At 68.6% G+C, this 13,213-nt stretch carries 11 protein-coding genes; 2 read left to right on the top strand and 9 right to left on the bottom strand.

Annotation, left to right across the window (positions count from 1 at the left end):
* Positions 1-86: 86 nt before the first annotated feature.
* From F3K02_RS14275 to gcl, 9 genes are all read right to left on the bottom strand, one after another.
* Entirely contained in the window at positions 87-608 is a 522-nt protein-coding gene (locus F3K02_RS14275) for a DUF2894 domain-containing protein (RefSeq protein ID WP_177136279.1), read from the bottom strand.
* On the bottom strand, positions 605-1,291 hold the full coding sequence (locus F3K02_RS14270; protein WP_177136278.1) for an OmpA family protein: 687 nt from the start codon (positions 1,289-1,291) through the stop codon (positions 605-607). Before F3K02_RS14270 ends, F3K02_RS14275 begins: the two co-directional genes overlap by 4 nt.
* 64 nt (positions 1,292-1,355) lie before the next feature.
* Complete coding sequence (locus F3K02_RS14265) at positions 1,356-3,821, bottom strand: DUF802 domain-containing protein (RefSeq protein WP_177136277.1); 2,466 nt, start codon at positions 3,819-3,821, stop codon at positions 1,356-1,358.
* Positions 3,822-3,831: 10 nt separating this feature from the next.
* Positions 3,832-4,524, bottom strand: coding sequence for a DUF3348 family protein (locus F3K02_RS14260; protein ID WP_177136276.1), 693 nt, complete (start codon positions 4,522-4,524; stop codon positions 3,832-3,834).
* Between the two features lie 132 nt (positions 4,525-4,656).
* Positions 4,657-5,442 (bottom strand): DeoR/GlpR family DNA-binding transcription regulator, encoded by a 786-nt coding sequence (locus F3K02_RS14255; RefSeq protein ID WP_218179463.1) that lies wholly within the window; start codon positions 5,440-5,442, stop codon positions 4,657-4,659.
* Between the two features lie 65 nt (positions 5,443-5,507).
* Positions 5,508-6,839 (bottom strand): glycerate kinase type-2 family protein, encoded by a 1,332-nt coding sequence (locus tag F3K02_RS14250; RefSeq protein WP_177136275.1) that lies wholly within the window; start codon positions 6,837-6,839, stop codon positions 5,508-5,510.
* Between the two features lie 198 nt (positions 6,840-7,037).
* The gene (glxR, locus tag F3K02_RS14245; RefSeq protein ID WP_177136274.1) at positions 7,038-7,946 is read right to left on the bottom strand and encodes a 2-hydroxy-3-oxopropionate reductase; all 909 of its coding nucleotides are present in this window, start codon (positions 7,944-7,946) and stop codon (positions 7,038-7,040) included.
* Between the two features lie 35 nt (positions 7,947-7,981).
* Positions 7,982-8,779 carry a 2-oxo-tetronate isomerase gene (gene otnI / locus F3K02_RS14240; RefSeq protein ID WP_177136273.1) on the bottom strand — a complete coding sequence of 266 codons (798 nt, stop codon included), beginning with the start codon at positions 8,777-8,779 and terminating at the stop codon, positions 7,982-7,984.
* A 143-nt stretch (positions 8,780-8,922) separates the two neighbouring features.
* A complete protein-coding gene (gene gcl, locus F3K02_RS14235; RefSeq protein ID WP_177136272.1) occupies positions 8,923-10,713 on the bottom strand; it encodes a glyoxylate carboligase in 1,791 nt (596 codons plus the stop codon).
* 125 nt (positions 10,714-10,838) lie between these two features.
* Between gcl and F3K02_RS14230 the strand changes: the two genes are divergently transcribed.
* Both F3K02_RS14230 and F3K02_RS14225 read left to right on the top strand, forming a co-directional pair.
* On the top strand, positions 10,839-11,744 hold the full coding sequence (locus F3K02_RS14230; protein WP_177136271.1) for a LysR family transcriptional regulator: 906 nt from the start codon (positions 10,839-10,841) through the stop codon (positions 11,742-11,744).
* A 1-nt stretch (position 11,745) separates the two neighbouring features.
* Positions 11,746-13,200: an 8-oxoguanine deaminase gene (locus tag F3K02_RS14225; RefSeq protein WP_177136270.1), complete on the top strand. Its 1,455-nt coding sequence runs from the start codon at positions 11,746-11,748 to the stop codon at positions 13,198-13,200.
* The last annotated feature ends 13 nt before the right edge of the window (positions 13,201-13,213 follow it).

Here is a 13,213-nt window from a genome sequence, read left to right as displayed (position 1 = left end):
GCTGCACGGCGGGGGTTGACACGATACGCCCCCACTTGTTCTTGCACCAGCCCCATGGGCTTTCCGAGCCGCCATGGCCGGCGTCTTCACTTCTTCTGTCGAGCCGCCTTCACCGCCTTGCCCTTGCCCACCGGCGCCTTGAGCTGCCCCTGTGCCTGCTCCAGCCAGAGCAGGGTTTCCGTGTGGGAGAGGAAGCGCCGCAGGTAGTGCGGCGAGAGTTCGCGCATCAGGCCGAGGGTGCGCAGCACGAGCATGTGGGAGTTGAGCGGGCCGGCGTTTTCGGGTGCGCGGTGCGTGGCCTTCACCACGGCGTCTTCGGCACCCAGGCGCTCCCAGGTTTCGCGGAAGCGCTGGGCGCTGCGCAGTTCGGGCCACTTGTCGCCGTTTGATTTGGGGCCACCTGCCGCGGCCTGGCTGGCCTGGGCGATGTGGGCGTTGAGGGCTGCGAGAAGGGAGGGTGCAGCCCGCTGCGCTGGGCTGGCTCCTTCCCCCTTTGGAGGAAGGCTGGGATGGGGGATGCGCGCCGGCGATGCACCCGAACGCCCGCCCCCACCCCTGCCCTCCCCCAGAGGGGGAGGGAGACGATCAGGATCGCCGCGGGTGTTCATGGCTTGGCGGTGGCAGCCACGGGCGCGGCCGTGCTCGGCGTGGGCGCGGCGCGGGGCACGGGGGCCATTTCCACGCGGCGGTTGAGCGCTCTGCCCTTTTCATCGGCGTTGCTGGCCACGGGCTGTTCGGCGCCGAAGGCGGCGCTGAACACGCGCTGGCGCGGCATGCCTTCTTTGACGAGCGTGCGGGTCACGGTGAGCGCGCGCTGGGCCGAGAGTTCCAGGTTGTCTTCGAAGCGCTGGTGGGGGCCCTGGATGATGGGCTTGTCGTCGGTGAAACCGCTCACCATGAGCATCTCGTCGCGCTCGCCGAGGTACACCTCCAGCGGCGGCACCAGGCTCTTGAGCAGTTGCTGGCCTTCGGGGCGCAATTCATCCGAGTTGAAGTCGAACAGCACGCTGCCGCTGATGCCGATGCGACCGTTGTTGAGCGTGACGCGGCCACTCTGCAGCGGGATGGCGAGCGCTTTTTCCAGCGCCATGCGGCGGGCTTCTTCCTGCTGGCGTTTGGCGATCTCGGACTGCAGGCTGCTCACCAGGTCCATCTGCACCAGCAGCACGCCGATGAGGATGAGCACGAACGCGCCGACCACGCCGGACATGAGGTCGCCAAACACGGCCCAGACGGGCGCGGTCTCACCCAGGCCGTCGTCGATGGCGGTGTCGTCCACGCTGCTGCTCATCGGACCACCCTCCGTGCTGCGCACTGCGGGGCTGAGCGCCTTCGGAACGGCCGTGCGGCGCTCATCACGCGGCTCCTTGCGCGGAAGGTGCAGCGGGCGCGGCGGCTTTGGCGGCCACGGGCTTGCTGGCGCGCAGCTGGCGCATGTCTTCCACGATGCCTTGCTGCGCGCTGATGCTGAGGTCGATCACCTCACGCGCCTGCGCCACGTAGTAGGCAAGCTGCTCGTCGCTGCGCGCCATGTGCTGGCCAATGGCGCCTTCGACGCGCTGCAGGCCGTCCACCAGCTTTTCATTGGTGCTGCTGAACAGTGCCACGCCCTGCTGGAAGGCCTGGCCGAGCGCGGCAAGTTCGGCGGCGCTGGTGGCCATCTGCGCGGTCTGCTCGTCGGCCCGGCCCGCCTGCGCGCCCAGGGTCTGCGCGAACTGCGCGCCGGTCTGGTTGAGCACGGTGGTGGCGGAAGCGACCAGCGATTCGATGGCGGCGCGCTGCTCGCCGGTGGTCTGCTGCACGTTCTGCAGCAGGCTGCTGATGTGGGCCACCAGCTCGGTGCGCTCCTGCAGGGCGAGGTTGTCGCGCTCGGTGAGGCGGCTCATTTCGCCGCGCAGTTGGCCAATGACTTCGGCCGCTGCCTTGGGCGCTTCGGAAGCCGTTTCGAGCAGGCGCGACATGGGCGCTTCGAGCGAAGTGCCGAGCGTGGCGAGGTGCTGTGTGACGGCGACCTGCAGCTCGCCGAGGCGCTGCACCGCGGCCTGGCCGCGCGCGGCTTCTTCGCTGCGCAGGGTCTGCAGGTGGGTGGCTTCTTCGGTGCGCAAGGTTTGCAGCTGGGTGCTGATGGTGCTGTGCAGCGCGGCGGCTTGTTCGGCGGTGGTCTGCTGGCGGCTCGCTTCGTCGGCGCGCAGGGCTTGCAGCTGCGTGGCCAGCTCGGTTTGCAGGCTGGCAAGACGCTCCACCGCGGCCTGGCCGCGCGCGGCTTCTTCGCTGCGCAGGGCTTGCAGGTGCATGCTTTCCTCCGCGCGCAGGGCGCTGAGTTCGCTGCGCCAGAGGGCGGCCAGCTGATCCATGCGCTGGCCGTGTTGTTGCGTCCATTGCGCTTCCGACTCGGTGCGGGCCAACACCAGCGCTTCGCTTTGCGCCAGCAGGCGGGCCACGCTCTCCATGCTGCGTGTGGCCTGTTCGCTGGCGCTCTGCTGCAGGGCGCTGGCAGTGTGCTCCAGCGTCTGGCACACGGCCTGCTGCTGCGCGAGGTGGTGCGCGCCCACCTGCTGCCATTCGGCCTGCAGGCCGCTGGCCATGCCTTGCAGCGCGGTGGTCCAAGCGGCCAGCTTCTGCGCTTCGGCCTGGGCCTGCTCGCTGTGTTGTTGCGCCGTGGCCTGCTGCACGTTGGCCAGCAGCTGGGCGGCGCGGGCTTCGAAGCTGGTGTTGAACTGATCCAGCGCCTGCCCCAGGCCGCTCACCAGTTGCTCGCTGGTGCGGGCGTGGTTCTGCAGGGCGGACTGCCAGCCTTCGGCCACGCTGCCGGTGGTGGCGGCGAACTGGGTGGACAGGCCGGTCAGCTGCGTCTGCACCGCCGCGCTCACGCGCTCGTGCAGGCGGGTGGACTCTTGTGCGATGGCGGCCATGGCGTTTTCCACCACGGGCTTGATGCTGTCGCTGGCCACGCGGGCGCTCGACGACAGGCTGTCGTTGAGCGTCTGCGCCACCGACTGGCCGAGGCCGGTGTACGCGGCGGCGGCTTCGCGGTGGAACTGGTCCTGCCGCGCGCTGAGCTGTTCATCCAGCTGCTGGTGGCGGCGCTCCACCTGCTCCATCAGCGCCTGCAGCTGCGTGACGACCTGGGGCAGCGCGTCGGCCTGGCGCTGCAGGGCGGCGAAGGTGTGGTCGCGGTTCTCTGCGGCGATGAAGGCGGCGGTGAAGGGGCGCAGCGCGCCGGCGGTGTGTTGTTCCAGCGCGCGGGCCACATCCATGCGCTCGCGGCGGGCGATGGCCGACATGAGGCCCAGCATGGCCGAGCTGGCCACACCCGCGACCGAGGTGCCGAAGGAAATGCCCAGGCCCTTGATGGGCGCAGCGAGCGCGCCACGGATGGCGCCCAGATCGGCCGAGCCTTCGAGCGCGAACACGGCGCCCTTGAAGGTGACCACCATGCCGAGGAAGGTGCCGAGCATGCCGAGCATGACCAGCAGACCGATGAGGTAGGGCGTGAGCGACAGGCCGGGCAGCGCGCCGCGCCCGCTTTCGACGCGCTGGCGCACGGCGTTCTGCAGCGGCGCGGGCACGCGGGCGAGCCAGTCGGCGAGGTTGTTCAGCGGCTGCGGAATGTGGGCGAGCGCCTGGGCCAGGCCGGTGCTGGCGCTGCGGAAGCGGCGGATTTCGAGTGCGCCCACCAGGTAGGCGACGGCGATGGCCACCGTCATGCCCAGGGCGAGCCAGCTGCTGGTGCCGATGAAGCCGACGCCCACCCAGGCGATGGCGAAGAGGCCGAGCAGGAAGGCGCCGATGAGCAGGGGAACGTTGGTAGATCGGTTCATGGAGGTGGCTTCAGGGCTCATGGGAAATGGCTTCGATCATTCCGGCGACCGGTTGCAGGCGGTGCTCCAGCTCGGCGAGCAGGGTCTGCTCCAGTTCGGTGTTGAAGGTGGCCAGCCAGTTGTTTTCGGCGCTCAACGGCTGGCGGCGCAGTTCGGTGAACCGCAGCTTCAAAAAAGCAGGCACGTTGTTCAACAGGCGCTGCTCGCGCCCGCCAAGCATCTCGCCCAGCACCGCGTCGAGCGCAGCGAGCTGGGCTAGGCGGGGGGGGCCTTTGGCCAGGGTCTGGCGCACGTGTTCTCGCAGCGCGTCCACGCTCATCTCCAGGCGGCGCTGCTGGTCCTGGTAGCGCTGCAGGCAGAAGGCGAACTCGGTGTCGAGGTCGTCCGGGTCGGGCTGGTGGCGCGTGTCGCGTGTGGTGATGGACTGGCTGAGCACGGCGCGCACGCGCTCCAGCTCGGCCTGAAGCGTTTCGGCGCTGGTGGCCTGCTGGCCGGGGGTGCGGGCGGCCTGCCGCCCGGCGGCGGCGATGGCCGCGTGCGCCGAACTCAGGCTGATGGCGTCGGCCACGTTGAGCCACTGCCCCAGGCGCTCGGCCACGTCCTGCCGCGCCGCGTCACCGGGCGCAACCGCCCCCGCGGGCAGAAAGCCCGCAAGCTGGCGCACCAGGGCGGTGGTTGGGGTGTGGAAGAAAGAACTGCGCAAAACGGTCCGCAGCGCCCCGCAGGGCGCCTGAGCGTGGAGGAAAACAGGGGATTTGCCGGCCCGAACGGGGGGCTGGCGCCGGTCCGGCGGTTTCGCCGGCGGCCAGGCCACTATTAGAAACGATTCACCGGCCTACCCCGGCGCCGCCGGGCGGGCGGCTTTGAGCACCTGCGTGCCCTGCTTCGCCAGCGCCTTGAGGGTCTGGAAGTCGGCGTCGTGTTCGACCACGAGGTGATCGATCTCGCGGATGGGCGTGACACGGTATGGCAGCTGCAGACCCAGCTTGTCGTTGGTGGCCATGGCGACACAGCGGCGGCTGGCCGCGCGCAAGGCGCGTTTGAAAGCGGCATCGCCGGCATCGACAGTGCAGATGCCGGCTTCGACCGTGACCGCGCAGGCGCCGAGGAAGCAACGCTGGATGTTCATCTGGCCGACGGCCAGCACCGCGGTGGCGTCGACGCAGCCGCCCACCAGCGGGTCCACGGCGCCGCCAACCATGATGAGCTGCACGTCCTGGCGGCGCAGCAGGGCGGCGGCGATGTCCACCGAGTTGGTGGCCACGGTGAGGGCATGGTCCTCGGGCAGGCAGGCGGCCAGCGCCAGGTTGGTGCTGCCGCTGTCCAGAAAGAGGAATTCGCCGGGCTCGATGACGGCGACCGCCGCCCGCGCCAGCGCGGCCTTGCGTTCGCGGCCGGCGTCCATGCGCACCGCCATCGGCAACGCACCGGGCAGGGGCGGCAGCGCGCCACCGTAGACGCGGCGGCAGCGCCCTTCGGCGGCCAGCGCGCGCAGATCGCGCCGGATGGCGTCTTCCGACACCTGGAATTCAGTGGCCAGCGCAGCGGCCACCACGGGCTGGCCCTGGGCCAGGCGTTGGGCGATCAGATCGCGGCGCTCAAGGGGGATGTCTGTGTGCATGCGCGCATCATATCGTGCACAAACAAGAAACTTTTCATGCACAAACGTGCACGCCGACATGCCCCTCAGACCACCAGCACGGCGCGGAAATCGTTCACGTTGGTGTGCGTGGGGCCGGTGATGACCAGATCGCCGAGCGGCTCGAAATAGCCGTAGGCGTCGTTGCGGGCCAGGTGGTCCGTGATCTTCAGGCCCAGCGCGGCGGCGCGGGCCAGGGTGTCGGGCGTGACCAGCGCGCCGGCGTTGTCTTCCACGCCGTCGATGCCGTCGGTGTCGGCCGCAAGCGCCCACACACCGGCCTGCCCGCCCAGCGCCTGGGCCAGACCCAGACAGAACTCGCCGGCCCGGCCACCGCGGCCTTTCTTCTGGCCTTCGGCGCGCGGGCGCACCGTGACGGTGGTTTCGCCGCCGCTGAGGATGACGCAGGGTTTGGCGAAGCTGCTGCGGCCGAGCGCCGTGGAGCGCGCGAGCGCGGCGTGCACCTTGCCGACTTCGCGCGACTCGCCTTCGATCTCGTCGCTGAGCACGACCACGTTCAGGCCCAAGGCGCGGGCCGCATCTGCAGCGGCGTCCAGGCTTTGTTGGGGCGTGGCGATCAGGTGGGTTTGAATGCCGGCCAGCCGCGGGTCGCCGGGTTTGGGCGTTTCCAGCGCGCCGCTTTCCAGCTGCGCGCGCACGGCGGGCGGCACCTCGATGGCGTAGCGGCGCAGGATGTCCAGCGCCTCGGCGCAGGTGGACGCGTCGGCCACGGTGGGGCCGCTGGCGATCACGCTCACGTCGTCACCCGGCACGTCGCTGATGGTGAGCGTAACCACGCGCGCCGGCGCGCAGGCCGCCGCGAGGCGCCCGCCCTTGATGGCGGACAGGTGCTTGCGCACGGTGTTCATCTCGCCGATGTGCGCGCCGCTCTCCAGCAGCTGGCGGTTGATGCGCTGCTTGTCTCTGAGTGTGAGGCCTTCGCAGGGGAGCGTGAGCAGCGACGAACCGCCGCCCGAGATCAGGCACAACACGAGGTCGTCGGCGGTCAGGCCCTCGCTGAGTTTCAGGATGCGCTGAGCGGCTTCCAACCCGGCGGCATCGGGAACGGGGTGCGAGGCTTCGACCACCTCGATGCGTTGCGGCAGACCTTCGGGGCGCGGGGGGACGTGGTGGTAGCGCGTGACCACCAGGCCCGACAGCGGGGCGTCGGCGGGCCACAGCCCTTCGACCGCCTGCGCCATCGCGCCACCGGCCTTGCCGGCGCCGAGCACCAGGGTGCGGCCCTTGGGCGGCGGCGGCAGCTGGGCGGCGGTGTTGTGCAGCGGCAGGGCGCGCTGCACCGCCACGTCGTACAGGTGGCGCAGCAGGGCGCTGGGGTTGGCCAGGCTGGGGACGGTGGGGGGTGTGGCTTCGGTCATGGACGGGAAGTGTAGAGAAATGACCGGCGCCTGGCTGCCGTGTTGTTACGTAGGCGTTGGGGAGCCTTGCCCCTTCCACCGCTGGGGGAAGGCGGGGATGGGGACTCTCCGCCAGCCCATCCTACCGGTCGAAGCGAAACGGTGGCGCTCGTGGCCCCACCCCTGCCCTTCCCCAGCGGGGGAGGGAGCGAAGGCGCTTCAGGCGGCGGGGGTGGGCGCGATCGGGTGGTTGGCCATGAGTTCGAGCGAGCGGCACAACGCCGAATGGTCCAGCCCCGCCCAACCGTGCGCCGCACAACTCTGCATCAGCTGGGCCGCGCTGGCCGTGTTCGGCAGGCTCACGCCCAGCTCCTTCGCGCCCTGCAGCGCGAGGTTCAGGTCCTTCTGGTGCAGCTCGATGCGAAAGCCCGGGTTGAACGTGCGCTTGACCATGCGCTCGCCGTGCACCTCCAGGATGCGGCTGGCCGCGAAGCCGCCCATCAGCGCCTGGCGCACCTTGGCCGGGTCGGCGCCCGCCTTGCTGGCGAACAGCAGGGCTTCGGCCACGGCCTCGATGTTGAGCGCCACGATGATCTGGTTGGCGACCTTGGTGGTCTGGCCGTCGCCGTTGCCGCCCACCAGCGTGATGTTCTTGCCCATGGCTTCGAACAGCGGCCTGACGCGCTCAAACGCTGCCTCTGGCCCGCCGACCATGATGGTCAAGCTGCCGGCCTTGGCGCCCACCTCGCCACCGCTGACCGGTGCGTCCAGGTAGTCGCAGCCCAGGGCGTTGATCTGCTGCGCGAACTGTTTGGTGGCCATGGGGCTGATGGAACTCATGTCCACCACGGTCTTGCCCGCGCTGAGTCCCTTGGCCACGCCGTTCTCGCCGAACAGCACGTCTTCCACGTGTGGCGTGTCGGGCACCATGGTGATGATGATGTCGGCCCGCTTGGCCACCTCGGTGGCGTTGGTGCAGACGGTCGCGCCCTGCTCGGCCAGCTCGGCGGGGACCTTGCTGCGGCTGCTGACGAACAGCTGGTGCCCGGCCTGGATGAGGTTCAGCGCCATGGGCGTGCCCATGATGCCCAGGCCGATGAAGCCGACTTGGGTGCCGCTCTTGGTCATTCTTGGTCTCCTTTGTGCGGGGGTTTTGCGCGGACTCAGACAGCCGCGTCGTGGCAGGTCATCCAGCCCAGGCCCCGATCGGTGCCGCCGGGCGATGAGTCCTTGGGTTTGTATTCGCAGCCGATCCAGCCGCGATAGCCCAGGGCGTCGACGCAGTGAAACAGGAAGCGGTAGTTGATCTCGCCGGTGCCCGGTTCGTGGCGGCCGGGCGTATCGGCCAGCTGCATGTGGGCAATGCGCGGCAACAGGTCCTGGATGGTGTTGCACAGCTCGCCTTCCATGCGCTGCGCGTGGTAGATGTCGTACTGCAGGAACACGTTGTCGGCGCCAACCTCATCCATCAGCGCGATGGCCTGGCGCGGGCGGTTGACGAAGTAGCCCGGCATGTCGAAGGTGTTGATGGGCTCGATCAGCAGCGGGATGCCGAGCTTCTTCGCCTCGGCCGCGGCGTAGCGCACATTGCCCACCCAGGTGGCGCGGGCCTGCGCTTCGCTCACGCCGGCGGGCATGAGCCCGGCCATGCAGTGCCAGCGCTGCACGCCGATCACAGGCGCGTATTCGGCGGCCTTCACCACGCCGGCACGGAACTCGTCCTCGCGCCCGGGGATGCAGGCGATGCCGCGTTCGCCCGCGGCCCAGTCGCCGGGGGGCAGGTTGTGCAGCACAAGTTCCAGCCCGTGCTGCTTCAACAGCTGGGCGATGGTCTCGGCTGGATGGTCGTAGGGGAACAGGAACTCCACCGCCTTGAAGCCCGCTTTCGATGCGGCGGCGAAGCGGTCGAGGAAGGGCAGCTCGTTCCAGAGCATGGAGAGGTTGGCGGCGAAACGTGGCATGTTCTGTTCTTTCAGTCATCAGTGAAACCGGAGCGAGACCTGAACCGCATGAGGCGATCCCGTCGAGAGACACCGACGGGCCGGCTTTGCCGGACGACCAGTGTCGCCCCCTTGAGGGGGTCGCGCGCAGCGCGGCGGGGGTGTCATTCCAATAATCCAGCAGCGATGAGCCCTTCGCGGCCCTCGGGGTGCAGGCATTCAATGTCTTCAAACTCGTTGATGGCGTTGATCTCGGTGCCCATGGCGATGTTGGTCACTTTCTCCAGGATCACCTCCACGACCACCGGCACACTGTACTTGCGCGCCATCACCTGCGCCTCGCGCAGGGCGCCCTGGATTTTGGCCGGATCGGAGACGCGCAGCGCCTTGCAGCCCAGGCCCTCGACGACGGCCTGGTGGTCCACGCCGTAGCCCTTGAGCGTGGGGTCGTCCACGTTCTGGTTCTCAAAGGCCAGCTGCACGCAGTAGTCCATGTCGAAGCCGCGCTGGCTCTGGCGGATCAGGCCGAGGTAGCTGTTGTTCACCAGCACCTGCACATAGGGAATGCGGAACTGCGCACCGACCGCGAGTTCTTCCACCAGGAACTGGAAGTCGTAGTCGCCCGAGAGGCCGACCACGGTTTTGGTCGGGTCGGCCGCGGCCACGCCGAGCGCAGCGGGAATCGTCCAGCCCAGCGGGCCGGCCTGGCCGCAGTTGATCCACTGGCGCGGGCCGTAGACGTGCAGGAACTGCGCCCCGGCGATCTGCGACAGGCCGATGGTGGACACGTAGACCGTGTCGCGGCCGAAGGCGGCGTTCATTTCTTCGTAGACCCGCTGCGGCTTGATGGGCACGTTGTCGAAATGTGTCTTGCGCTGCATGAGCTTCTTGCGCTCGGCGCAGCGGACGGCCCAGGAGCCGAAGTCTTTCAGCTGCCCGGCGGCCTGGCGCTCGCGCGCCACCTGCACGAAGAGCTCGAGCGCGATCTTCGCGTCGGACACGATGCCCAGATCCGGGTTGAACACGCGGCCGATCTGGGTCGGTTCGATGTCCACGTGCACAAACGTGCGACCCTGGGTGTAGACCTCGACTGAGCCGGTGTGGCGGTTGGCCCAGCGGTTGCCGATGCCGAGCACGAAGTCGCTCGCCAGCATGGTCGCATTGCCGTAGCGGTGGCTGGTCTGCAGGCCGCACATGCCGGCCATGAGCGGGTGGTCGTCGGGGATCGTGCCCCAGGACATGAGCGTGGGGATCACCGGCACGCCGGTGAGTTCGGCCAGCTCCACCAGCAGCTCGGACGCATCGGCGTTGATGATGCCGCCGCCGGCCACGATCAGCGGTTTCTCGGCAGCGGTCAGCATGTCCAGCGCCTTCTCGATTTGCTTGCGCGTGGCCGCGGGTTTGTAGACCGGGAGCGGTTCGTAGGTGTCGATGTCGAACTCGATCTCGGCCATCTGCACGTCGATCGGCAGGTCGATCAGCACCGGGCCCGGGCGACCCGAGCGCATGAGATGGAAAGCCTGCTGGAACACGCGGGGCACGAGCGCGGGCTCGCGCACCGTCACGCTCCATTTGGTGACCGGCTTGCTGATGGCTTCGATGTCCACCGCCTGGAAGTCTTCCTTGTAGAGCCGGGCGCGCGGCGCCTGGCCGGTGATACAGAGGATCGGTATCGAATCGGCGCCGGCCGAATACAGGCCGGTGATCATGTCGGTGCCGGCCGGGCCGCTGGTGCCGATGCACACGCCGATGTTGCCGGCGCGTGCCCGCGTGTAGCCCTCGGCCATGTGCGAGGCGCCCTCCACATGGCGCGCCAGCACATGGGCAATCGTCTGACGCTCGCGCAGCTGGGCGTAGAGCGGGTTGATGGCGGCACCCGGCACACCGAAGGCCTGGGTGATGCCTTCCTTTTCCATCACGAGCACGGCGGCCATCGCGGCCTTCATCTTCGGCATGTCTGTCTCCGGTTGGGTTGAATCACTGCAGCCGATGCTAGGGAGCCCAGTCCGTTTTGAGAATGCCACTGGAGGTAATTTGATTCGATACTCCCAGTATGGAATCTCCCGGATAACATGCCGCCATGGACCGCTACAAAGAGATCGAAGCCTTCGTGCAGGTGATGGAACACGGCAGCCTGGCCGCAGCCGCGCTGCACGCGGGCATCACCCCGGTGATGATGGGGCGGCGCATCGACGCGCTGGAGAAGCGCCTGGGCACGCAATTGATCCACCGCTCCACGCGGCGGCTGGCGCTGACCGAACAGGGCGCGAGCTTCCTCGACGAATGCCGCGCGCTGCTGGCGCAGTGGGCGCAGGCCGAGGCCACCGTGTCGGCCCAGAAACACAGCGCCAGCGGTCACCTGATCGTCTCGGCCCCGGCGGCCTTCGGGCGGCTGCACGTGGCGCCGCACGCGGCGGCGTTCCTGAAGGCCAATCCGGCGGTGAAGCTCTCATTCAACCTGACCGACCGCGTGGTCGATCTGGTGCGGGACGGCTACGACCTGGGCCTGCGCATCGGCGGCGTGATCGACCCGAACTTCGTGGCGATCAAGCTCGCCACCAACCAGCGCGTGGTCTGCGGCACACCGGCCTACTTCCGCAAGCACGGCAAACCGCAGACGCTGGACGACCTGAAGACCCACAACTGCCTGGCCTTCAACTTGCAAGGGGGTCAGCAACGCGGCTGGTATTTCCAGGACGGCGGCAAGACGGTGACAGTGCGCGTGGACGGCAACCTGGATTGCAACGACGGCGAGCTGCTGCATCGCTGGGTGAGCGAAGGCATGGGCCTGGGCTGGCGCAGCACCTGGGAGATACAGGCGCAGCTGCAGCGTGGTGAGCTGGTGACCGTGCTCGACGACTACGCCCTGCCCGCCTACGACATCCTGGCCGTGTACCCGCAGCAAAGGCACCTGCCGGCCAAGGTGCGGTTTTTCATCGACCACCTTAAGAAGATCTATTCAAGGCCCGGTTACTGGCTGAAATGACATGAACACCCTGCTGATCCACAACGCCACCTGCATCGCCACCTTCGACCACGCCGACCCATCACAAGGCCGCGAGCTGAAAGACGCATCGCTGTTCGTGAGCGACAACGTGATCGAATGGATCGGTCCGACCACCGAGCTGCCACGCGCGCTGCTGGAATCGGCCGGTGAGACCATCGACGCCCGTGGTCACCTTGTCACGCCCGGCCTCGTGAACACGCACCACCACATGTACCAGAGCCTCACACGGGCCATACCCGGTGTGCAGGACGCCGAGCTCTTCAGCTGGCTGCGCGGGCTCTACCCGATCTGGGCCGGGCTCACGCCCGAGATGGTGCAGGTCTCGACCCAGGTGGCGATGGCCGAACTCCTGCTCAGCGGCTGCACCACCAGCAGCGACCACCTCTACATCTACCCCAATGGCGTGCAACTCGAAGACAGCATCGAAGCGGCACAGCAGATCGGCATGCGCTTCCTGGCCACGCGCGGCAGCATGAGCGTGGGGCAATCGCAAGGCGGGCTGCCACCCGACCGCGTGGTGGAGAAGGAAGACGCGATCCTGAAAGACAGCCAGCGCCTGATCGAAACCTGGCACAACGCCGCGCGAGGCGCCATGGTGCAGGTCGCGCTCGCGCCGTGTTCGCCGTTTTCGGTGAGCCCCGACCTGATGCGCCAGAGCGCCGAACTCGCGCGCAGCTTCAAGGGCCAGGGCGTGCGCCTGCACACCCACCTGGCCGAAAACGACCACGACATTGCCTACAGCCGCGAGAAGTTCAACAAGACCCCGGCGCAGTACGCGCAGGAACTGGGCTGGCTGGGCGACGACGTGTGGCACGCGCACTGCGTGAAGCTGGACGACGAAGGCATTTCGCTCTTTGCCGCCAGCCGCACCGGCGTGGCGCACTGCCCCTGCAGCAACATGCGTCTCAGCTCCGGCATTGCGCCCATCCGCCGCATGCTGAACGCGGGCGTGCCCGTGGGCCTGGGCGTGGACGGCAGCGCCAGCAACGACGCGGCTCACATGGTGAACGAAGCGCGCCAGGCCCTGCTGCTGGCGCGCGTGGGCCGCGCGCTGATGCCGCCCGAAACCCGCGATGGCCGAACATTCTTCGGCTGCGACCTCGGCCCGGCCGAGATGACGGCGCGCGACGCGCTGCACATCGCCACCCGCGGCGGTGCCCAGGTGCTGGGCCGCCAGGACATCGGCCACCTCGCGGTGGGCATGTGTGCCGACTTCGCCCTGTTCGATCTGGGCGCGCTGGGCTTTGCCGGCGGCGCGGTGCACGACCCGGTGGCCAGCCTGCTGCTCTGCGCCAGCCCACAGGCCGCTTACACCGTGGTCAATGGCCGCGTGGTGGTTCGCGAAGGCCAGCTCACCACCGTGGACCTGGGGCCGCTGGTGGAGCGGCACAACCGGCTGGCCAGGGTATTGGCCGACTCGGCGCGCGAAGCCTGAGTCCCTGCGGGAC

The sequence above is a fragment of the Hydrogenophaga aromaticivorans genome (assembly GCF_013387465.1).
GTDB lineage: Bacteria > Pseudomonadota > Gammaproteobacteria > Burkholderiales > Burkholderiaceae_C > Hydrogenophaga > Hydrogenophaga aromaticivorans.
This window is presented reverse-complemented; position numbering and strand designations above follow the sequence as displayed.